The sequence below is a fragment of the Paenibacillus polymyxa genome, assembly GCF_015710975.1.
GTDB classification, from domain to species: Bacteria; Bacillota; Bacilli; order Paenibacillales; family Paenibacillaceae; genus Paenibacillus; species Paenibacillus polymyxa.
Window position 1 is genome coordinate 1,185,844 of the sequence record NZ_CP049783.1, and the last position, 21,283, is coordinate 1,207,126.

A 21,283-nucleotide genomic window follows, 5' to 3' on the forward strand; every position below is an offset into this window, starting at 1 on the left:
TTCTCAAATGAAGTAATAGCCCCCTATATTGTATAGGGGGCTTGTATAAAAGTCATTCTTTACTGAAAGAAGGTCAGGCATATATCCATTTCCCAGTAAAGTGAATTCTAATTTTATTGGGCAGAAAAACCGCCATCAATAACAAGCTCCGATCCCGTAATGTATGAAGACTCGTCAGAAGCCAAAAACAAAGCAGCGTTAGCTACATCATCAGGTCGACCAAGTCGCTGCAATGGAGTCGCTTGAATTAAGTGGGTAAGCATTTCTTTAGATGTGCTAAGGGCTTCAGTCATTGGTGTCTCAATAATGCCCGGAAAAAGCGTATTTACACGGACCCCAAACCGGCCGAACGTTGTTGCCGCAGCCTTCGACAAAGCACGTACAGCACCTTTTGAAGCGGAATAATGATTAAATCCCTGACCGATTTGAGCGGTGTAAGAAGAAATATTAATAATAGCGCCGCTCTTTTGGGCAGCCATATACGGGGCTACATGCTTAATACCTGCAAACGGTCCATACCCGTTAATCGACATTAATTTATGCCAGTCATTTAGGTCGATATCCTGATATCCTTTCTCAGAAGTTATTCCTGCATTGTTAACCAAAATGTCAATTTTACCGAATTTATTGTTCACTTCTGCGGAAAGAGCCTTCCAATCCTCGTCAGAAGAAACATCCAGTTTCATTCCGTACACATTCGTTTTATTACTAGCCCGTTCAAGAGCTTGATCATTGATGTCTGCAGCAATAACTACAGCTCCCTCCTCACTGAAGAGGTCGACCATCCGTTCTCCTATCCCTGATCCTCCGCCTGTGATAATAGCAATTTTACCTGCCAGTCTATTCATGTTGATATCTCCTTTTATCATTATCAATTTACTCAAAATTTATATATTTAGACATTTTATTTAGATATCTAAATATTAGATATCTAAATTATATTCCTTTTATACTCAACATACAACTGCTGCTTTATCCCAGCCATATGGTTAGTTGCTATGTAGAAAGGAGTAATATTATCGCTCTCGAATAATAAAAAGCACCGGAGATTTCTCCGGTGCTCAGAGTATCGAGAAACTTTCTCGACAGCTTTTTTATGTGTTTATATTCTTGTGTTCAGTGATCTTTTTAATTATATTATTTCGATTTTAAAACACTGTCCAATATTAGGAATCTAAAATATTATTTCTGAGTAGAGCGAAGCTTAGGCTCATATACTTAATTTTTTCCGATTAGAAGTTTGTTTTTTTCCAGTCAGTCTCACATTTTTTTTCGTATGTTATAAAACCTTCAGTCGAAAACCTTTTCTCAAGCGCCCTACTAGCCTCATATTTACTACAATCCTTTTCCACATAAATTTCATCTTGTGAAAATAATATAAATATAGAACTAGATACATCGTTATTCGCCAAATAGAAACCCAATAATTCGTTGTATTGAGTACTAAAAAACAAACCTATATATTCTACTCTGAGTTTAATATTCTCTTTAGATTCAATCAATCCTTCATAACTTGCAAATAAATTAAAATCATCCAAATCGTAAATTCTATTCACTGAGATCAACGGATTCATGCCTCTTATATATAAGCCTATAACATTACCATCACCTTTCTCAAGGAAAAGGACATGGTCTAATCTCTCATTATCATCCTCATCATGTAAATAAATAATATTTGAGATTTCTTTTTGCTCGAAAAAATAATCAAACTTTTTTGTAAAAGATATTATATAGTTATTCATAGTCGTCCTCACTCTCTAGTCAAATCTAATTCTGATTTTAACTTACTTGATAAACGATCACTTTCCCTATACGGCCATACTCTTTTTTAGAGCAAAACATGTGCTTTGTTTAGAAGTCGTTGAGTAGTCATGTTCAAATCATTAAGTCCACTGAAGCTTACAATATTGTGGATCAAGGAGCCGGTTGTATGGTGTTGGATTATTTCTTGTCCACGCCTGAGATGAGAACTTGAATCATCAAACAAAAAAGACGAGCCTATCGACTCATCTTTGGAAGTGACTGCTTATTTACGTACGACGTCATAGCCCTTATTCTTCAGCAATTGGTGACTCCATGCTCTCGTTAATCTTGTGGAATGGTCAAAACGATTTTCCCGAAATTTTCTCCCTTTTCCATTCTGAACAGTGCCTCGGTCACTTCCTCCAGCGGATAAATCTCGTCCAAAACAGGATCAATCTTGTGTTCTTCTATGAGTTTGACCATATCAGCAAAATCTTGCTGGCTTCCCATCGTTGAGCCTAACACCGAGATTTCTTTCACATACATATTGGGTAGAAGCAGATTCGGAGTCGGACCTCTCGTCGCCCCAAAGCTGACGATTCGACTTCCGATTTTGCCAAGTGACAGCAGTTTATTGAACACCTCGCCGCCAATACTGTCGACGGATAGATCAATGCCGCCAGTTAGTTTCTCCAATTTCTCCACCCAATCATCTGCTGTGTAGTTGACACCTCCGGTTGCACCCAATGTTTTTGCTTTTTCGATCTTTTCTTCTTTGCTGGATGTCACGTAAACCTCAGCTCCGAGTGCGGCTGCAAACTGAACGAGATAGGTAGCTACACCTCCACCAACGCCGGGGATCAGAACGGTTTCGCCTTTCTTTACCTTGCCTTTCGTCACGAGAGCACGGTAGGCGGTCAAACCGGCGAGCGGGAGCGCTGCTGCTGCTTCCCAAGATAAATGGGACGGCTTTGAATAGACACTTTCCGCTGGTACCTTTACATATTGGGCATACGTTCCGTTAGTAGGAACGCCGAGAATTGTGAATTCAGCCCTTTTTTTGTTCATATCGTTGCCCCAGTTCAAACCTAGATTGATGATCACTTCATCACCAATTGAGACATCGTAAACCTCATCTCCAACCGCAACAATTTCCCCTGCGCCGTCAGAGCCGGGAATAGCAGGTACCTTAGTCCCCGGATATCGGCCTTGTATGACTAGCAAATCCCGGCGATTAAGAGCTGCTGCTTTTAATCGCACGACAACCTCTTTCGAACCAGGTACAGGCGTTTCTACATCTTCCAGCTTCAGTTGGTTGAGTCCGCCAAATTCTCTTAACATCATTGCTTTCATATAATTTTACTCATCCCTTTTACCCTCGGCTTTTGTCATTCGTTTTTAAATATCAAATCATCTTAGCCCCAAACAATTAAAATCATACAACCTTCGAGTAACACGAAGTCAACAATGTTAAAAAGTTTTGTTCTGTATTCGGAATTTACAATTATCGAAGCTTAAAGTATTATTTAAACCATCACCTTCGAGTAACACGAAGGAAATAATAATTTAAATAGCTTCATTCAACATGAAATTGGGGAGGGGTAGCATGTATACTGTGAAAGAAGTTGCAGAACTACTTGACTTAACTGTACACACCATTCGCTTCTATACAGATAAAGGATTAGTTCCAGGTTTACAGCGTGATAAAAACAATAACCGTATTTTTAATGACGATTCCATACACTGGCTTACAGGTGCAAAAAACTTAAAAAAGTGTGGTATGTCCGTCGAAGACATCAAAAAATATGTAGACCTATGTTTGGAAGGCGATGCAACCATTGAGGAACGTTATGAAATAATACGCAAGCAAAAAGAAGCGGTTCTAGCTCAATTAGAAGAAGTAAAATTTATGGCAGAATTTATTACCAACAAAGAAGAGCACTACCGTGACATTATAAATCAAGTGATCCCGGATGATACCAATCCTGCCTATTGGTCAAAAGAAACGCCGATCACATCCTGCCCATTGAAGACTTGTTAGGAGATTTCTGCGTCGACTTTTTGTAATAGAATGATAGCATCAAATCTCAAATCGGGTCGTGCCAAGCGCTTTTGCGATTTCCGGATCATTGTGTGAGAAGAAGCTGCTTTGTTTCATATCTAGTGCAGCAATTGTCTCCATATCCTCTATGCTTAAATCAAAGTCAAAGATATTGAAGTTTTCAATAATTCTTTCTTTATGGACGGACTTTGGAATTACGACGACTTCTCTTTGTGTTAACCAGCGTAAAATCACCTGAGCCACGGATTTTTGATACTTTTCAGCCAGTGACACCAACACTCCATTATGGAACATATTATTTCTGCCTTCTGCAAAAGGCCCCCAAGACTCAATCTGTACATTGTATTCCTTCATAAGTGTGGCACCTTTAATTTGCTGGCAGAAAGGATGTGTTTCAACCTGGTTAACGGCCGGAGTGACTTCATTATGAAGAATCAAATCAACGAGACGGTCCATCTGAAAGTTACTCACACCGATCGATCTGATTTTTCCTTCATGGTACAATTCCTCCATCGCGCGCCAGGAACCATACACATCACCAAATGGCTGGTGAATCAGATACAGATCCAAATAATCCAACTGTAATTTTTCCAGTGACTTTGCAAATGCCTTCTTTGCACTCTCATACCCCGCATCTTGTACCCAGAGTTTTGTAGTAATAAATAATTCTTCTCTCGGTACGCCGCTCCGCTTGATAGCTCTGCCAACTGCTTCTTCGTTTTGATAAGCCGCAGCGGTATCGATTAGACGATAGCCTGCCATAAGAGCGTCATAAACGCTTTGTTCGCATTCTTTCGCATCTTTAATCTGATATACCCCAAAACCAATGATAGGCATTTCAACACCATTGTTCAGTATTACTTTTTGCATATAAACCTCCCGGAAAGTAGTTTTTCATCATTTCTATCAGGTATTTAAATTTTGCTATCCGAAACAGCAATTTTCAACCTATGTCAGTTAATTAAAACCAACAATAGAGTGCGGCACATACGGCTCTTCCAGGAATGCTACTTCTTCCGTTGTTAATTTCACAGTAAGTGCAGCTACAGCCTCTTTAAGATGAGATATTTTTGTAGCACCGATAATAGGAGCAGTTACCGGTGCTTTTTGCAACAACCAGGCAAGTGCAATTTGTACGCGGGGAACACCATGTTTTTCTGCAATGTTCGCAACCCTCTCCACAATCCATCGGTCGGCATTTGCTGTTGCATCATATTTTGATTTTTGAATATCATCGGTTTCAGATCGATAGGTTGTTTCCTCCGGATCACGGGTCAATCTTCCCGATGCAAGCGGGCTGTATGGAATTACACCGATTTTTTCTTCCCTGCACAATGGAAGCATTTCTCTCTCCTCTTCACGGTAAATGAGATTCAAGTGATTCTGCATGGATACAAACCGAGTCCATCCATTTTTCTCGGCAACATGCAATGCCTTCTGAAATTGCCAAGCATACATAGCGGATGCCCCAATGTATCTGGCCTTTCCTGCCTTCACTACATGGTGCAAGGCTTCCATCGTTTCCTCAATAGGCGTATTGTGATCCCAACGGTGAATTTGATACAGGTCTACATAATCAGTACCTAGCCGTTTCAGACTTTTATCGATCTCGCTCATGATGGCCTTGCGAGAAAGACCTGCGCCATTAGGTCCTTGATGCATACGTCCATGAACTTTCGTTGCGATTACAATTTCATCCCGGATGGCATACTCCTTAAGCGCGCGTCCCAAAATTTCTTCGCTTGATCCAAGAGAGTATACATTAGCCGTATCAAAAAAATTAATGCCAAGTTCAAGCGCTTTTTTAATAACCGGGCGACTACTCTCTTCATCAAGTACCCATTGATGAATCCAACGTTTCGCATCGCCAAACCCCATACAGCCGAGACAAAGCCGTGATACATCCAAACCGGTATTTCCAAGCTTCACAAATTCCATGGAATTGACCTCACTTTACAATAAAATGATGTTTTAATGAGTGCAGTATGTTGTTTATAAGTAGTAGCCTACCATCTTCGTGTAACTCGAAGTCAATACGTTTGAGTCAGTTTATTTAAAATTTTTGTCAGCAGGACTTATATGTATACAATGGCATGATGCAACCCAACGGCTTAATATGTTTGAACATACGGTGTGCTTTTATACAGATGGCGAGCCCCTCACTGTTCATAACAGATAAAGGCTCGCCATCTCACCAAGCTTTTCTTTTATTGTTGTATAAATATCTTGCCCTGATCTGAAGCCAATTTCACTTCATTCGATCTTTTGCTTCCTTTAAATATGAAATAAAGAGCTAAAATCATAAACAGCAATGCAGAAAAACATTAACCTTCTTTTATTCTTGATTTCAATGGCCTGCAGATACATCTTTCATAGCATTTCGATCATGTTTATATTTGAAGCTTACAGCAAAAATAATTGCAAGTACGAGTGTATATGCTCCAAAGGTCAACCAGATACTTTGCCAATCTTTCACACCATCTACCGTGAAATAATCTACGACCTTTCCACTTGCAATGGCGCCTACATACGCTCCGATTCCATCAACCATGGCTAAAAATAAGCCTTGCGCACTTGCGCGAATACGAGGATCGACTTCTTTTTCTACAAAAATGGCTCCAGAGACGTTAAAGAAATCAAATGCACAGCCGTACACAATCATGGATAACAGAAGGAAAGTGAATCCCATACCAGATGGGTTACCATATGCGAAAAATAAAAAGCGTAATGTCCAAGCCACCATACTAATGAGCATAACCTTTTTAATTCCAAAGTTACGTAAAAAGAATGGGATGGCAAGGATAAAACACACCTCAGCAATCTGTGATACCGATAATAAAATAGATGGATACTGTACGACCAGGCTATCTTTAAATTCAGGATTCAGTCCAAAATCATGCAAAAACGGATTACCAAATGTATTGGTTATTTGCAAGGCAACACCTAGAAGTGTTGAGAAAAGAAAGAATATAACCATTCTTTTCTGTTTGAACAGTACAAACGCATCCAAGCCTAAAAGACTAATCCATGACTTTTCTCTCTTCTCGTTAGAGGTTGGGCAATCAGGCAGCGTAAGTGAGTATAGGGCTAGCAAGAGCGAGATACTCGCAGCTATATATAACTGGATGTTGCTTAACTCAAATCCGCTAAGACTAACTACCCACATGGCAATAATGAACCCGATTGTTCCAAAAACGCGAATTGGTGGGAAATCCTTTACTGTATCCAATCCCGCTTTCTCAAGCGCAACGTATGATATAACATTTGTCAAAGCACTTGTTGGCATGTAAACCAACGAATTGAAAAATATTACCCAAAACATAGTCATTGGATCTGAAATGTGTGCTGCTATAAATAAAGAAATCGCACCTAGAACATGGAATATTCCATATAATCTGTTGGCTTTAATCCAACGATCCGCAATAATGCCTGCAAGACTAGGCATGATGATCGCAGCTAATCCTTTTGAGCTATAAACAATTCCAACTTGTGCGCCCGTAAAATGTAATGTATTGATCATATACGAGCCTAGCGTAACAAGCCATGATCCCCAAATGAAAAACTGAAAGAAATTCATTATTCTAAGCCGTGTTTTCATTGCCATTTTTCCTGTCCCCTTTTGAGCTTGAATATTCAAGTTGTTGTGTTACTACTCTTCCGTCGATTCTTCTGTCGGACACACTTGGAAAGGCTTACATTTTGTTATTCATAGTGTAATAGGTAAAGTCATTAAAGTAAAGAACTAAATATATATTTTATAAAAAGTAATGAATTATTCATAATAAATGACTCATAATATACATAATCATTTTATACTTTTTACATAAAATAATAAAAGTTTGTTTTTTCCAAACCAAATGACCTCCGTAGAAGCGGAAGTTATTTGGTTTAACGTTTATCTTTTTATCATTAATTCATGCATAAAACTGGTACTGTGGTCTGGCAATTTGACCCTAAAGTTGTCAGCAACGGATGCTCCAATGTCTGCAAACGTTTTGCGAAGAGGCAGCTCTCGGCCTTCCATAAACGCTTTGGAGTAGATGAGTAGCGGCACATATTCACGTGTATGATCGGTTCCGTGATGAACCGGGTCATTTCCATGGTCCGCAGTCAATATAAGCAAATCCTTCTCGGTAAGCTTTTCTAACAGTTCTGGCAACCGAGCATCAAATTCCTCCAGTGCATTGCCATACCCTTGCGGATCTCGGCGGTGACCAAAAAGGGCATCAAAGTCAACCAGGTTTAAAAAAGACAAGCCCGTAAAATCCTTCTGCGCAACTTGAATAAACTTGTCCATTCCATCCATGTTAGATACCGTTCGGATCGCCTCAGTAACGCCTTCCCCATCATAAATATCTGAAATTTTCCCTACAGCAATCACATCCAGATCAGCATCCTTTAATTCATTCATGACCGTCCGGGAAAAAGGCTTCAGTGCATAGTCATGCCGGTTAGCCGTTCGTTTAAACTGTCCCGGCTCCCCTACAAACGGCCTGGCTATGACACGGCCAACCATATAATCACTGTTTTTGGTCATTTCACGTGCCATTTCACAGACATGGTATAACTCATCCAGCGGTACAATCTCTTCGTGAGCAGCAATTTGCAGAACGGAATCAGCTGATGTGTAAACGATCAAAGCCCCCGTTTTCATATGCTCCTCCCCAAGCTCATCTAATATTTCAGTGCCGCTGGCAGGTTTATTTCCGATGATTTTTCTCCCTGATTTTATTTCAAGTTCTTCAATCAAAGCGGCAGGGAAACCATTCGGGAACACTTGAAAGGGGACGTCTATACGTAACCCCATGATCTCCCAATGCCCTGTCATCGTATCCTTCCCGTTAGAGGCTTCCTGCATTTTGGTCCAAAAAGCCATTGGATGATCGGCCTTAGGTACTCCTTGAATTTCTTTAATGTTGGACAATCCAAGTGCAGCCATGTTAGGCATATACAGTCCATTCATTTTTTCTGCGATATGCCCCAACGTATCAGCCCCCTCATCTCCAAAAGCCGCAGCATCCGGTGCTTCTCCAATACCGACTGAATCTAGGACAATTAAATGAATTCGTTGAAATCGTTTATTCATATATCAATCTCTCCTCTCAACACGCACCTTTGTTTTATCTGAAGCATTATTTTTTAGATTTCAAGCAGTAAAACGATACATAAAAGAGGACAGCTTCACTATCCAGTGAAGTTGCCCAATGAATTCATAGATTCTCATATTTTTAAAAAGTTATTTAATGAGAAAATTTGTATCCATCAAATACTTTTAAACCTTCTTCGTTGAGTACTTGTTCAACCAGTTCAGGTCTTTGAGGGCTTTTCTCAAACACTTCATTGCAAGCAATCATGATGTTGCTCCCGGCGATTTCAGCTAACTGATCATGTGATACGCTGTATACTATTTTGCCCAGATTAGACCACACCATGGCCCCCGAACACATAACGCAAGGTTCACAACTTGTATACAAAGTGTATTCGCTCAAATTAAATATATTGTTTTCAGAACAAAACTTCCGGATTAAACCGATTTCTGCATGATGCGTTGGATCACAAAACGTATTAATTTTATTTTCCCCAACCATTACGACTTCCTCCCCTTTGACCAATATCGCACCAAAGGGCTCATTTCCTTCATTTCGGGATTGTAGAGCAACCTCAATTGCCTTTTTCATAAAGATTTCATCTTTGTTCTTCATTCCATATTCCTCCCTAATCTATGATTATTATCCATCTAAGGACGTTTCAAATGGTTAAGATGTCCTTTTTACTTTTTTCAGTAATTTTGGTAATGATATTCCAATTAAGATAAGAACGATCCCTACATATTGCGGAACACCAATGTGCTCATTCAGGACAAAGACAGACATTAATAAGGCTGTTGGAAGCTCCATTGCACCTAATATTGATGCTATTCCTGATCCCACTAACGGAACACCTTTAGAGAAAAGCAGTGTGGATAGGAAGGGACCGACAAAAGCTAAAACAAACCCGTATTGTACAGCCAGTTGTAATAAAAGCTTTCCGTCTGTTAAAAACGTTGGAGGTAAAATGATCGAACAAACGATGAGGCCTCCGGTAGTCATGAAAGCTGTCTTCATCATCGGATTTGCTTGAACGGCGACCCTACCACTAACGATCATAAAAATAGAATAAGATAATGCTGCAAGCAGACCATACAAAAAGCCAAGCCAATGAACGGCTGAAATTCCAGTTGAATAAATATTAGTTGCGCTTATCGTTCCGATAAGTAAAGGAATGATGGATAGTAACTTTCCTTTTTCAGGAATTCTTCTATTGAAAATTGCCTCTAGCAACACACCGATCCATGTAAACTGAAAAAGGAGTACAATCGCCAAAGAAGCTGAAATATATTGAAGTGAAAGATAATAAAACATTCCTGTAAGCCCCGTTGTAGCCCCTACGGTAACTAATAATATTATTTCCCTTTTACCTGGCGTTACGAACTTCTTCTGTTTTGTACTCTTCGTGCCTTTAGTAACCAGCACTCCGCCCCATAATAATATCGATCCTAAGAGGAGCTGTATTCCAACAACATCATTCACGATATAACCATCTTTATAGGCTAATTTCACAAAAGTCGATAATAAACCATAACAAATTGCACCTAATATGACATATATATACCCTTTCATAACCTCGCCTTTTTCTTCATCGGATTTTATATAATTACTAAACCTTCTCTACAATTCCCTTAACTAAAGCAATGAAATTCTCTCTTACCAAGGCAGCTACCTCAATTACTTCGTCATGACTTAGAGGCTGATCTAGAATTCCACAAGCCATGTTGGTTAAACAGGAGATTCCAAGAACCTTCATATTCGCGTGAACAGCTACGATGGCTTCTGGTACGGTTGACATTCCAACAGCATCTGCGCCTAATGTACGAATCATGCGAATTTCAGCTGGGGTTTCATAAGCTGGACCACTCCACCAGGAATATACGCCTTCGCGTAAAGTTGTATTTTGTGCTTTTGCAACTTCCGTAGCAATTTGTCGCAATTCAGCATTGTACACTTGAGAAAGATCAGGAAAACGAGTACCCAAATCGTTATTATTCGGTCCAATCAATGGATTCGTACCTACCAAATTGAGGTGATCCGTAATCAACATTAACTCACCCGGTTTAAAGTCTTTATTAACGGCGCCGCAAGCATTAGTGATGAGCAAGTTTTCTACACCCAGGGCCTTCATCAAACGCACCGGAAAAGTCACTTCATCCAAAGAATAGCCTTCATAGTAATGAAAACGTCCTTTCATTGCGACTACAGTTTTCCCCTTTAATTCGCCAATGACCAATTCGTTGGCATGACCTACCGCTTCAGATTTTGCAAAGTGAGGAATTTCGCTGTAAGGTATTGTGAAAGGGTTTTCAATTTCGTCAGCCAGTGTTCCTAAGCCAGACCCCAAAATCATTCCGATCGTCGGACGATATGATGTTTTACTCATGATAAAGTCTCTGGTTTCCAAAATATCTTGCATGTTATGCATGTTTGTATTCCTCCTAAAATAGTTTGCTGTAAGCTATCTGTATCAATCACTTCAAATTGCTGCTCCAACAGCTTTCATTGATTAGTGTAATAGCTTAACTACCTTTTGTAAATAACTATTTATCATTTATATAAAAAGACTAACTAAACGTTAAATAATTAGTCATTATATCCAGTTCTTTTTATACTAATTATCAAAAGTTAATTCATGTTTTCTTCATTAGCTCAACGTGTATCTAAAACATCCAAAATTGTACAGATTTAATAATCAGAGTAGATATATCATCAAAAAAGCCCGATAATAATTGTAACTATATATTTATGTCTGAAAACAACATCTTGTATTAAAGATCAAGGGGAAGTTATATGTTAAATAAATTTGAAGAGTTATCATCACCCAAAGCGAAAAACTTAAAACTGTTATATAGCTTAGTTCGTAAATTAGGTCCTGTAACCATTAACACGTTAGCTGAACACACTGGTTTTAAGCATGTAACATGTGGGCGTTTACTTGACGAACTTGTTGCAGAAGATCTTATCTATGATAGTGGGATTGGAAAATCAAGTGGTGGACGTAAACCTCTGGCCTATGTGATCAAACCGGATGCTTACAACTTGATTGGGGTTGAGATTACAAGCTTATACACAACTGTCTTGCTGCTTGATTTAAAGCTAAATATTATAGGCGTCAAAAAATTAAAGATGACCACCGAATGTACTGGAGAGTACACATTAAATTATGTAGCAAAGTGCGTTGAGGATTTACTGGCTGAGCATAACGTTCCTAGGGAGAAATTGTTGGGCATCGGCATTGGGGTTCTCGATTCGTTTGATCCGGCAATGGGAGTCATTTCACATCCCCAACTTTTTCCTGCAGGTGGATGGGATATAAATATAATTGAATATTTAAAACATAAAACCAACACTCCTGTATTTCTGGAGAATGGGACCAACTTGGCTGCGCTAGCTGAATATCGTATGAACTTTTGGAAAGAAACAGATAATTTAGTCTTTGTATCCAGTGATATTGGAATTCGATGCGGTACTATTTTTCAAGGCAGATTGGTTAGCAGAAAAAGAGATATGGATGATACCTTTGGGCACATCATCATTGATATTCATGGTCGACGTTGTTCTTGTGGCTCATATGGGTGTCTCCAAGCATACAGTAGTTTGCCTGCTATTCGTGACGAAATGGTTAGGCTCATGAAGCGTGGCAAGCCTTCAATGCTTACGACCGAAGTTAACGATTTCGAAGAGATCAATTTACACCACATTTTATATGCTTTAGAGCAAAACGATGCGCTCTGTTTAGAAGTTGTTGAGGATGCAGCTTATTATTTTGGTGTGGGTCTCAGTAATCTGATTTTTCTGTTACGTCCTGAGATCGTGATTTTCGGAGGAACTCTAGTACCAAAACCGCGTTTTTTTGAGGTAGCAGCTAAAACAGCACAAGATCGACTAAAATTTTATCCTGATAGTCATGTCCAAATCATTAAGTCCACTGAAGCCTACAATATTGTGGCTCAAGGAGCTGGTTGTATGGTGTTGGATTATTTCACTGAAGAGGTACCTGTTTAGCATTTAGTCATCGATTCAAGTTCTTATCCACACCTGAGATGAGAACTTGAATCATTCAAAACAAAAAAAGACGAGCCAAGCGACTCATCTTTTTGAAGCGACTATTTATTTATGTACGACGGCATAGCCTTTATTCTTCAGTAGATGTCCAGTTGAGATTCGAACGATTCCAGCTCCAAGATCGGTAGCTTACGCTTCAGAGCTTTCTGAATAAAGTACAGATTAATTCCCTGCCCGTTAGTTCAATGGATTCATATACAACTAAAATCCAAACTCTGTTACTCTTTCAAGCCACTCACGAATAAGTGACTCAAATAATAGAACCTGTTCAATTTGAAGATTATGGCCTGCTCGATCTAGAACGGCAAAGGTTGCTCTAGGATAATTGTCTAAAATTTTAAAAGCGTCTATGTAACCAACGACTGCATCTTGTCGTCCAAGAGTAAATACTGTTGGTTTATCGAATACTAATTCATCTATATTGGTGGAAAATCCATAGTTTCTTTGAATCTTGCTAAGAAAATCGTAGTCAGCGATCTTACAACCTGCCACGATCTCTTCTGAATACCTCTTCCAATTATATTCATCGAGAACGACTTGATTTGCGCTAAAATCACTTATTTGCTCTTCACTTAAGGTGCCCATAAACTCGCGATCACGATGAACAACAAAATGCTCGGGAAGTATTCTTCTTTTGTGTTCAGGAATAATTAATGGACAAATCAGTGCAGCTCCACCAATACGATCTTTATGTCTATTAATTATTCCTCTTGTAATATAACCACCGTATGATTCGCCTGCTATGAGATAATCTTGGTTTGGGACAAGAGTTTCAATAAAATTTATAACTGCTTCTAGCATATCATTTGAATTACATATTTGATCGTAATCCATTGTTTGTCCCATTCCAGGCAAATCAAGATAGATACGACGCCAACCGGGGATATCTTCAAATATCGGTTCCATACACCCACTCATTAACCGATGGTCTGGTGTAAAACCATGGATCATTATAATCGGTTTGCCTGTACCAATTTCCTCGTAATATATATTGGCATTCTTGACTTTACAATATGGCATACAGACTCCTCCAATTGATATATTTATAATGTGCTTATACTAAAGAAAAATCTACATTGCTTTATCTAGCACACCAGATCTCCGTTTCGTTTTGATTATATACTCATACATAATATATGTAAAGAACACTTGTTCGCCATAATTGTTTCTGGGGTTAAACTAAATTGCTGTTTTATTATTCATCACCATATAAAGTAGGAAGACCTTGATTCATCAGTGCTTCTGACGAATCAAGGTCCCTACTTTGTCTCAACTATAATGGTTACTCACAATGTGCGGTGTCATAATTAGTGAGAAAATTATCTCTATCCAACTCATGTAAGCCATAAAAATCATAATTAATGAGAATATCCTCATTACTGTAATGGATAAGTATACATCTACTTGTATAGGTTTCATATTATCTTTATTAGCTCAAAGACATCAAAAAAAGCTTGCCAGCGACAAGCTTTTTCAATGTTTAATTTCAACTTAAAATAGCGACTTTCAGCGGGACAATGTTATCGTGGTTTTAGAATTGCTTTCTTGTAAAAAATATGAATTTAGAAGAATCACTTCGGGCGGGGCTTTGCCATGACAGAGCTGCGCGAACCCAACATATAGAACATTCAAAGCAGATACAACGCCATTCCAGCCGCGACTTTGGTGCTGTTTATTTACATTTAACATTGTTACATCACTTCTACTTGGCAATTTATACATCGTTATTTTCTAAAAAATGTTACAAACGCCTTCTATAAACTGCTCCTTACTCTTCGGCTGCTGCGGTGTGTACTGCGGCGAATCCGGGACCCGTATCCGAATGGGTGGAAAACTTCCAAGCTCAGACACTGCCTTGACTTACCACTCTCTGTTTTTTCTCCCATGATTGAGCTGCGAAAGTTAAGTTAGTCATAAGTCCATCTCCATTTCTTTATAATAAGTTCTAAACGCCGATTTAAATTCCGTGGAACAATAAAAAAAACGGCCGCTGTTCGCATCGTTTGCGACAAGGCCGTTTTTTGTTTTTCGTACGCTAGCTTCAACTTGCTATTCTTGCCAAACACTCATAGGGTCCCATGGCTTGATCTGATCGCCATATTTTCCGGCCAAAAAAGCTTTCATGTCTTCCAGCTTAGCAGGCACCTCGTTCCAAATTGGAAGGGGTGGTAACCCTCGTTTGCTTTTCAATAGGATATCCACTGTAACATACAACCGTTCTGGCTGAATCCAATGAAGGAAGCGGGAAATATCAATTTGCTTGGTCAGGGACAAGGTATCAATTTCGTCATTGTAATGCTTGTTAAACTCGCTAATCAGGTTCAGGAGGTAGTCTCTTTGCTCCTTCACGAAGTCCAGGCCGCAGATGGCGCCATGTCCTGGAACAACGATTTCGGGTTTAATTTCATCAATAATGCGATCAAGCACTTTAACCCAATTGAGGGTTCCCTCTTCGCTGTATGCCGTACAACCGTTAAACACGACATCGCCGGCGAACAGCACCTTTTCTTTTGGCATCCACAGCAGCAAGTCACTGTCAGAGTGGGCCGGAGCTACGTTGTAAATCATAACTTCCATATCGCCAAGACGGATGTTGATATCGTCCTTTATCTCAATATTCGGAAGCACCCATTCTACGCCTTCTAGGTCGAATCCTTCAAATTCCGCTGCAAAAAACCGCTCGCCCGAAGTCGATTCCGGAGAATTCTTTCCTCTTCTGATGACGCTATCCATCCAGGCGATATTTTCGGTGAGACGCTCTCTGGACGCTTCCTTGTGCATAATAATGCAAGCATCTTCAAACACTTTGTTTCCCCAGGCATGGTCACTGTTATAGTGCGAATTCACCACATATGCGGGAGAGCCGCCGTTGCTTACTTCCTTAAAAGCCTCCCGCATTTCCCGCGCATGGAACAAATCGAAGAACGTGTCATACACCAGCCCTCCGCCCTTGTTGATGAACCCGGCATTGGCCCAACTGATGCCGCGATACGGCGAAATACCGGCAAAGACGCCATTTGCGACTTCAAAAAATTTAACGCGAGGTTTTTGGATAATACGTCCATACTTCATGGAAATTCTCCTTTGCGTATATGTTTTTGGGGTAAAGCACACTGATTATGTCTTTAATATAGAGAATCGAAAACATAAATGCAAGCAAGCACTTGCATTCATTTATGTTATGCAATATGATAGTAACAGAACAACATCAAACAACATGGATGGTGGCGCTGCAACATGAAGCTAGTAACCTTTCAAACCAAGACATCTCAGGAACCTTTATTTGGGCTTGTAATTAACGAGAAATTTGTCGTGTCTTTTGCCGCAATCATGAAAAAGCAGGGAACATTCGTTGACAGTCTTGAAAGTATGGACAGCTATCTTCATTATTTGCCGGCAAGTTATGATGCCGCTAAGGAATTGATGCAATATGCTGTCGAACTGTCGCATCAATTCAATGAAAATGAAGTCTGCCCGATTGCAGCGGTAAAATTGCTGCCGCCGGTTCCACATCCGGCTGCGCTTATCGATTTCGGGCTGACGCCAAGACATCTGAGAAATGCTGGCGTAAATCTGCTGCAAAGAGAATACACAGGACCGGAAAGAGAAGAACTTAAACGAAAAATTGCTGAAAAATTCCAGCGAGATACGAATAAAGTAATTTTCAGTTATTACAAGTGTAACCATAACGCATTAATTGGCGATGGGGATACGATACATTGGCCTTCGTACTCTTCCTACCTGGATATCGAGCCGGAGCTGGCCTTTGTTACAGGGAAGGGGAACTGCATTGCAGGTTATGTTATTTTTAACGACAGTACTGTTCGCGATGTGCAGTGGCCTGATTTCCTGGCGCTGACTGGACCGACGCGCTGCAAAGATTTTGATCGCAGCAAAGGAATTGGACCATTTCTGGCTACGCCGGATGAAATCGGCAACCCGCTGGCACTGGATGTGGATGTACGGATCGGGGAGAGACTGCATTGGAAGGGAAGCACATCCGAGTATTCTGTACACCCTGCAAAAGTGATGGAGGAGATTCTCAAAGTTTTCACGCCGCTCCCAGGCACGATTATAGGAATGGGGACGATACCGGATTGTTGCGCAATCGAGACCGAACAATGGCTGTTGCCCTCTGACCGAATCCAGATTACATTTGATAAATTAGGCTCGCTCACGCAATTGGTGCCTGATCATGTCAAGATTACTGAACCAAGCCGCTGGGAAAAAAGAAGCGATTTGCCTTAAATAAACGTTTATGAAAATGATGAACCCCGACCCTGCTGCATATGCAAAATCTTGTAGTAGAATAGGTTTAACATATGTAAAAGGAGAAATGCAATGCAAACTTCAGACAGAATCATTGAAGCCGCGACACGGCTCATCAAAAAGAAGGGCTATCGGGGAGTAAGCACCAAAGCCATTGCAACGGAAGCTAAAGTCAATGAATCTACGATTTTCCGGCAATTTGGAAGCAAGCAAGGCATATTGGAAGCCATTATTGAAAGACATTCGGATATCCCGCAATTTGAGAAGCTGTTAAAAGAGGATGCGACCGATAATCCGGAAGTAGATCTGCTGAATGTAAGTCAGCAGTACCGTTTGTTTTTCCATAAAAATGCGGACATCATTTTGATTGGCATCCGTGACAAAGGAATGCTTCCCGAATTGGACAGAGTGCTGGCCGATCCGCCGGTGAAGCTGCACTCCTTGCTAGTTGAATATTTTGAACGCCTGCAGAAGAAAAAAGTTATAGCCAGACAGGATGAGCGTCTTGCCGCCATGACTTTCCTCTCGATGTGCTACGGATTTCAGATGAGCGAGCTGATTCACCGGCAATATCAGTCCCAACTCGTCACCGAGGAAGAGTTCTACAAGCACAGTATCTCATTGTTTGTTAAAGGAATCTTGTCTCAGTCATAAGCTTTATTGATTTATTTAATGATAAGTCTAACTTCTCCTCTCAAACATCACCAATTATTAATCATCACCATATAAAGTAGAAAAGCCTTGATCCATCGGTACTTCTGATGAATCAAGGCTCTCACTTTGTCTCAAACATATATTGAAAAAATCTCATTTATTAATACATTTGTCTCAACTATAATGGTTACTCACAATGTTCTCCTACACCTAAATTTATTAAATCTTGTAAGCCTTCATCGCTTTTCTTAGCTCTTTGAACGAAGGTCGTTTGCCATACATTAAGACACCCGTACGGTAGATCTTGGCGGCCAGCCAGCCAAATAATAGGATAGAAGCAACTAGAATGGCTAGTGACAGCCAAATTTCCAGCAGACTCGCCCGTTCCAACCCGATGCGTAGCAGCATGACGGTCGGAGAAAAGAACGGAATGTATCCGGCCACCTTAATGAAAATCGTATCAGGTGCGGCAATATTGAAGATCCCGATGTAAAAGGCTGCGAGTGACAGCACGGTAATCGGCATGATTGCCTGCCCCAACTCTTCGGTACGACTAACAATGGAGCCCACCGCGGCGAACAATACCGCGTACAGAAAGTAGCCGAGAATGTAAAATATGAGACCATAGCCGAGCACCGCAATATTCAGTTGAGACAAATCCAGCCCGGCCGAGCTAAGAATGACATTATTATGCGGCAGCATGAGGTTGGCGCACATAACAGCTGCGAAAACGGCAATTTGCAGCAGACCTACCAGGAAGATGCCAATAATCTTCCCAAACATTTGGGTCAACGGCGACACGCTTGTGATGAGAATCTCCATGATCCGTGAGCTTTTTTCCGATGTTACCTCTGCGGCGATCATATTCCCCGTCATCATGGAAGAGGTGAAGAATAAAATCATCAATACATAGACCAAACCATAGTTAATCATGGAGGTCGCTTTTTCCTCTTTCCCCGCAGCTCCCCCTGCCTCAGACGGACTGTCTACTTCCCTGCTATCCACCAATACAGGTGCACTAATTTCACGTATTTGGTCGCTGGTCAGCGACTTGTCGCCCATAATAGCCTTGACCTTTGCTTCCTGAAGTCCCGTTTGCACCAATGTAATGACAGCCGGAGATGGCTCTTTTTCTACAGAGACGTATTCCACTTTAGGAAACGTGTCTCCCTTGGCGGCAGGCTCCGTGAACTGCACGTAACCTTGCAGCTTTCCGTTGTTCAAGGCTTGCTGCATTGTCGGCGCTTGTACGCTGTCATAACGTACCCAGATGGCTGCCGGATTGGACTGCTCCTTGGTAAATCGCTCCAGCTGATTTGCCACTTCTGTCTGGTTCCCGGCAATCAGACCCAAGCGTTGATGTGCGGCTGCAGTTGTGTCGGAACCTCCGGCCCCTTCTCCTTTAAACAAAGAAATCAAATACGGTAGATTCATGCCCAGCGTAATGAGCAAGGCCAATACCAGTGTCGTAATGATAAAGGATTTGGTCCTCGCCTTCTGACGAAACGTAAACCCGATCACCGTACCCAGTCTATTCATGGGAATCCCCCACCTCTCTTATGAAAATTTCGTTGAGCGTAGGTTCCTTGATCTCAAAATGCTCCACATCCGTTTGTCCCAACGCTGTTTGCAAAATTAACTTCGCCGCATCCGGCTGCTCAATATGCAGCATCCAGCCACGATCCATATGCTCTACACGGCGTACGCCCGGCAGCTGTTCCAGTCCGTTCACTTCACCTGTAGTGATGAGGCGAACTTTTTCACGTGGGTAACGGCCCTTAATCTCTTGCACACTTCCCTGCAATACGGTATTCGAGCGGTGCAAAATCGTAATATGTCGGCACAGTTCCTCTACATGCTCCATACGGTGGGTTGAAAATAAAATCGCAGCACCCTCATCCCGTAGTTCCTTCACCGTATCCTTGAGCAATTCGACGTTCACCGGGTCCAGCCCACTGAAGGCCTCATCCAAAATGAGCAGCGTCGGACGATGCACAACAGCCGCAATAAAGCCCATTTTTTGCTGATTTCCCTTGGATAGCTCCTCAATCCGCTTGTCGTAATATTCCGGCACTCCAAAGCGCTCTAGCCAGTAGCGTAGACTTTTGTCTGCCTCCTTGGCCGACATTCCCCGCAGCCTGCCCAAGTAATTAATCTGCTCGCTCACCTTCACCTTGGGGTACAGTCCACGCTCCTCGGGCAAATAGCCCATTGTCCGCTGAAGCTCCTTGCTGTAGGGCTTGCCTTCATATTGAATGCTTCCCCCGTCAGGGTAAATCAGGCCGAGCACCATGCGCATCGTTGTCGTTTTACCTGCTCCATTGCCCCCCAGCAGTCCGTAAATCTCGCCACCGTTCACATTCAGGGATATTCCGTTTACCGCCGTATGATTCCCATATTGCTTCACGACCTTTTCCAATTGCAGCATGCTCATGATTGCTTTACCCCTTCCTTCTTCATGAATGTCTCTGTATCCGTCGATAGTTGTCCCGCAGACCAATGTACTAAAATATCATCCAGCTCCAGACGGCGCACACGGATGGGGCGAATACCCGCTTGTTCCAATATGGCACTGGTCTCTCCAGCTGCCAGCGTTATAATTCGCTGTAAATTCCCATCACTCTCCGTCTCTACAACTCCCGGAAGCTCCGATGCCTCCTCTGGTGTACCTTCAAACCACATTTCCTTGCCATTTTCGAGCAGATGGTCTTTTTCCAGCTTGCCAAGCAGCCTGCCATCGTGCATCAAGACAATATAATCCGCCAAACGCTTGATCTCGTCCATGATATGGGTAGCAATAATGATCGTCGTTTTACCGTTCTTCATACAATCCCGCAGTTCCTCCAGCATGATCTTCCAGGCAAAAGGGTCTAGACCCGATGAAGGCTCATCCAGTAGCAACACACGGGGGTGCGGCGCCAAGGCAGCAGCCAGTTCGAATTTCCGGCGCTGTCCCTTGGACATACTCGATAATTTCGTATGTGCTGGAACCTGAAAGCGGTCCATTAGACGCTGAAAACGTGTTTCATCCCAGCCGGGATACCACAATGCTCGAAAAGCCGCTGCTGCTTCTGCAGTTAGTCGATCCTCCTCGCGAACCGGCTGCTCCGGTATATACCCAACCCATTGTCGTGTATCTGCCGGCATGCCGTCGGGGTATGCTTGACCGAACCAACGAATCTCACCGGAATCCGGATGAACAAGCTGAGTCAGCAAATGAATCAATGTGCTTTTCCCTGATCCGTTATGTCCAGCCAAAGCGACCACATATCCTGGTTCAACCGTTAAATTAATCGGTCCAATTTTCCGGTCACCCCGGGTTTTATAGACCTGGCTCATCTCAATAATTGGTGCTTTCATCTGTATTTCCGTAGGAACTCCCACATGATTATTCACGGCT

19 protein-coding genes are annotated in these 21,283 nt (G+C 41.5%); 4 read left to right on the forward strand and 15 right to left on the reverse strand.

The features are described from left to right. Positions 1 to 113 precede the first annotated feature (113 nt). The 3 genes from G7035_RS05350 to G7035_RS05360 all read right to left on the reverse strand — a co-directional run bounded on the left by G7035_RS05350 (position 114) and on the right by G7035_RS05360 (position 3,096). Positions 114 to 848, reverse strand: a complete 735-nt coding sequence (locus G7035_RS05350; RefSeq protein WP_016819566.1) for an SDR family NAD(P)-dependent oxidoreductase — start codon at positions 846 to 848, stop codon at positions 114 to 116. A 384-nt stretch (positions 849 to 1,232) separates the two neighbouring features. Next, positions 1,233 to 1,742 carry a hypothetical protein gene (locus G7035_RS05355; protein WP_019686059.1) on the reverse strand — a complete coding sequence of 170 codons (510 nt, stop codon included), beginning with the start codon at positions 1,740 to 1,742 and terminating at the stop codon, positions 1,233 to 1,235. Positions 1,743 to 2,085: 343 nt separating this feature from the next. Continuing rightward, positions 2,086 to 3,096, reverse strand: a complete 1,011-nt coding sequence (locus tag G7035_RS05360; RefSeq protein ID WP_019686058.1) for a quinone oxidoreductase family protein — start codon at positions 3,094 to 3,096, stop codon at positions 2,086 to 2,088. Positions 3,097 to 3,349: 253 nt separating this feature from the next. Here G7035_RS05360 and G7035_RS05365 point away from each other — a divergent pair, with 253 nt between their 5' ends. Then, positions 3,350 to 3,784: a MerR family transcriptional regulator gene (locus G7035_RS05365; protein WP_016819563.1), complete on the forward strand. Its 435-nt coding sequence runs from the start codon at positions 3,350 to 3,352 to the stop codon at positions 3,782 to 3,784. 39 nt (positions 3,785 to 3,823) lie between these two features. On the opposite strand, the gene G7035_RS05370 is transcribed toward G7035_RS05365, so the two are convergent. The 7 genes from G7035_RS05370 to G7035_RS05400 form a co-directional block, all read right to left on the reverse strand. Further along, on the reverse strand, positions 3,824 to 4,675 hold the full coding sequence (locus tag G7035_RS05370; RefSeq protein ID WP_017427991.1) for an aldo/keto reductase: 852 nt from the start codon (positions 4,673 to 4,675) through the stop codon (positions 3,824 to 3,826). Between the two features lie 87 nt (positions 4,676 to 4,762). Next, entirely contained in the window at positions 4,763 to 5,743 is a 981-nt protein-coding gene (locus G7035_RS05375; protein WP_019686057.1) for an aldo/keto reductase, read from the reverse strand. Between the two features lie 409 nt (positions 5,744 to 6,152). Next, a complete protein-coding gene (locus G7035_RS05380; protein WP_017427992.1) occupies positions 6,153 to 7,409 on the reverse strand; it encodes a nucleoside permease in 1,257 nt (418 codons plus the stop codon). Between the two features lie 291 nt (positions 7,410 to 7,700). Next, positions 7,701 to 8,891, reverse strand: coding sequence for a phosphopentomutase (deoB, locus tag G7035_RS05385; protein ID WP_017427993.1), 1,191 nt, complete (start codon positions 8,889 to 8,891; stop codon positions 7,701 to 7,703). A 154-nt stretch (positions 8,892 to 9,045) separates the two neighbouring features. Then, positions 9,046 to 9,507 carry a nucleoside deaminase gene (locus G7035_RS05390; RefSeq protein WP_017427994.1) on the reverse strand — a complete coding sequence of 154 codons (462 nt, stop codon included), beginning with the start codon at positions 9,505 to 9,507 and terminating at the stop codon, positions 9,046 to 9,048. Between the two features lie 54 nt (positions 9,508 to 9,561). Continuing rightward, positions 9,562 to 10,464 (reverse strand): EamA family transporter, encoded by a 903-nt coding sequence (locus G7035_RS05395; RefSeq protein WP_102998372.1) that lies wholly within the window; start codon positions 10,462 to 10,464, stop codon positions 9,562 to 9,564. 37 nt (positions 10,465 to 10,501) lie between these two features. Continuing rightward, positions 10,502 to 11,320, reverse strand: a complete 819-nt coding sequence (locus G7035_RS05400) for a purine-nucleoside phosphorylase (RefSeq protein ID WP_019686056.1) — start codon at positions 11,318 to 11,320, stop codon at positions 10,502 to 10,504. Between the two features lie 365 nt (positions 11,321 to 11,685). Here G7035_RS05400 and G7035_RS05405 point away from each other — a divergent pair, with 365 nt between their 5' ends. Further along, positions 11,686 to 12,900, forward strand: a complete 1,215-nt coding sequence (locus G7035_RS05405) for an ROK family protein (protein WP_016819555.1) — start codon at positions 11,686 to 11,688, stop codon at positions 12,898 to 12,900. A gap of 261 nt (positions 12,901 to 13,161) precedes the next feature. Here G7035_RS05405 and G7035_RS05410 read toward each other — a convergent pair whose 3' ends face one another. Both G7035_RS05410 and G7035_RS05415 read right to left on the reverse strand, forming a co-directional pair. Further along, positions 13,162 to 13,980 (reverse strand): alpha/beta fold hydrolase, encoded by an 819-nt coding sequence (locus G7035_RS05410; RefSeq protein ID WP_017427996.1) that lies wholly within the window; start codon positions 13,978 to 13,980, stop codon positions 13,162 to 13,164. Positions 13,981 to 15,009: 1,029 nt separating this feature from the next. Next, a complete protein-coding gene (locus G7035_RS05415; RefSeq protein ID WP_017427997.1) occupies positions 15,010 to 16,032 on the reverse strand; it encodes an MBL fold metallo-hydrolase in 1,023 nt (340 codons plus the stop codon). A gap of 165 nt (positions 16,033 to 16,197) precedes the next feature. On the opposite strand from G7035_RS05415, the gene G7035_RS05420 reads away from it, so the two are divergent. Both G7035_RS05420 and G7035_RS05425 read left to right on the forward strand, forming a co-directional pair. Beyond that, positions 16,198 to 17,208, forward strand: a complete 1,011-nt coding sequence (locus G7035_RS05420) for a fumarylacetoacetate hydrolase family protein (RefSeq protein ID WP_019686055.1) — start codon at positions 16,198 to 16,200, stop codon at positions 17,206 to 17,208. A gap of 93 nt (positions 17,209 to 17,301) precedes the next feature. Then, positions 17,302 to 17,883: a TetR/AcrR family transcriptional regulator gene (locus G7035_RS05425; protein ID WP_019686054.1), complete on the forward strand. Its 582-nt coding sequence runs from the start codon at positions 17,302 to 17,304 to the stop codon at positions 17,881 to 17,883. A gap of 219 nt (positions 17,884 to 18,102) precedes the next feature. Here the strand turns inward: G7035_RS05425 and G7035_RS05430 are convergent, their stop codons facing one another. The 3 genes from G7035_RS05430 to G7035_RS05440 are packed head-to-tail and all read right to left on the reverse strand — an operon-like array spanning position 18,103 to position 21,279. Then, positions 18,103 to 19,422, reverse strand: coding sequence for an ABC transporter permease (locus G7035_RS05430; RefSeq protein WP_019686053.1), 1,320 nt, complete (start codon positions 19,420 to 19,422; stop codon positions 18,103 to 18,105). Beyond that, entirely contained in the window at positions 19,415 to 20,317 is a 903-nt protein-coding gene (locus G7035_RS05435) for an ABC transporter ATP-binding protein (protein ID WP_019686052.1), read from the reverse strand. The genes G7035_RS05430 and G7035_RS05435 overlap by 8 nt, the downstream gene beginning before the upstream one ends. Further along, the gene (locus G7035_RS05440; RefSeq protein ID WP_019686051.1) at positions 20,314 to 21,279 is read right to left on the reverse strand and encodes an ABC transporter ATP-binding protein; all 966 of its coding nucleotides are present in this window, start codon (positions 21,277 to 21,279) and stop codon (positions 20,314 to 20,316) included. The genes G7035_RS05435 and G7035_RS05440 overlap by 4 nt, the downstream gene beginning before the upstream one ends. Positions 21,280 to 21,283 lie beyond the last annotated feature (4 nt).

Excerpts from the sequence above, each read along its gene's own strand:
- G7035_RS05355 (WP_019686059.1), bottom strand. The coding sequence starts at position 1,742 with ATGAATAACTATATAATATCTTTTACAAAAAAGTTTGATTATTTTTTC.
- G7035_RS05375 (WP_019686057.1), bottom strand. The coding sequence starts at position 5,743 with ATGGAATTTGTGAAGCTTGGAAATACCGGTTTGGATGTATCACGGCTT.
- G7035_RS05410 (WP_017427996.1), bottom strand. The coding sequence starts at position 13,980 with ATGCCATATTGTAAAGTCAAGAATGCCAATATATATTACGAGGAAATT.
- deoB (WP_017427993.1), bottom strand. The coding sequence starts at position 8,891 with ATGAATAAACGATTTCAACGAATTCATTTAATTGTCCTAGATTCAGTC.
- G7035_RS05365 (WP_016819563.1), top strand. The coding sequence starts at position 3,350 with ATGTATACTGTGAAAGAAGTTGCAGAACTACTTGACTTAACTGTACAC.
- G7035_RS05405 (WP_016819555.1), top strand. The coding sequence starts at position 11,686 with ATGTTAAATAAATTTGAAGAGTTATCATCACCCAAAGCGAAAAACTTA.
- G7035_RS05380 (WP_017427992.1), bottom strand. The coding sequence starts at position 7,409 with ATGGCAATGAAAACACGGCTTAGAATAATGAATTTCTTTCAGTTTTTC.
- G7035_RS05360 (WP_019686058.1), bottom strand. The coding sequence starts at position 3,096 with ATGAAAGCAATGATGTTAAGAGAATTTGGCGGACTCAACCAACTGAAG.
- G7035_RS05420 (WP_019686055.1), top strand. The coding sequence starts at position 16,198 with ATGAAGCTAGTAACCTTTCAAACCAAGACATCTCAGGAACCTTTATTT.
- G7035_RS05435 (WP_019686052.1), bottom strand. The coding sequence starts at position 20,317 with ATGAGCATGCTGCAATTGGAAAAGGTCGTGAAGCAATATGGGAATCAT.
- G7035_RS05350 (WP_016819566.1), bottom strand. The coding sequence starts at position 848 with ATGAATAGACTGGCAGGTAAAATTGCTATTATCACAGGCGGAGGATCA.
- G7035_RS05430 (WP_019686053.1), bottom strand. The coding sequence starts at position 19,422 with ATGAATAGACTGGGTACGGTGATCGGGTTTACGTTTCGTCAGAAGGCG.
- G7035_RS05395 (WP_102998372.1), bottom strand. The coding sequence starts at position 10,464 with ATGAAAGGGTATATATATGTCATATTAGGTGCAATTTGTTATGGTTTA.
- G7035_RS05390 (WP_017427994.1), bottom strand. The coding sequence starts at position 9,507 with ATGAAGAACAAAGATGAAATCTTTATGAAAAAGGCAATTGAGGTTGCT.
- G7035_RS05370 (WP_017427991.1), bottom strand. The coding sequence starts at position 4,675 with ATGCAAAAAGTAATACTGAACAATGGTGTTGAAATGCCTATCATTGGT.
- G7035_RS05415 (WP_017427997.1), bottom strand. The coding sequence starts at position 16,032 with ATGAAGTATGGACGTATTATCCAAAAACCTCGCGTTAAATTTTTTGAA.
- G7035_RS05425 (WP_019686054.1), top strand. The coding sequence starts at position 17,302 with ATGCAAACTTCAGACAGAATCATTGAAGCCGCGACACGGCTCATCAAA.
- G7035_RS05400 (WP_019686056.1), bottom strand. The coding sequence starts at position 11,320 with ATGCATAACATGCAAGATATTTTGGAAACCAGAGACTTTATCATGAGT.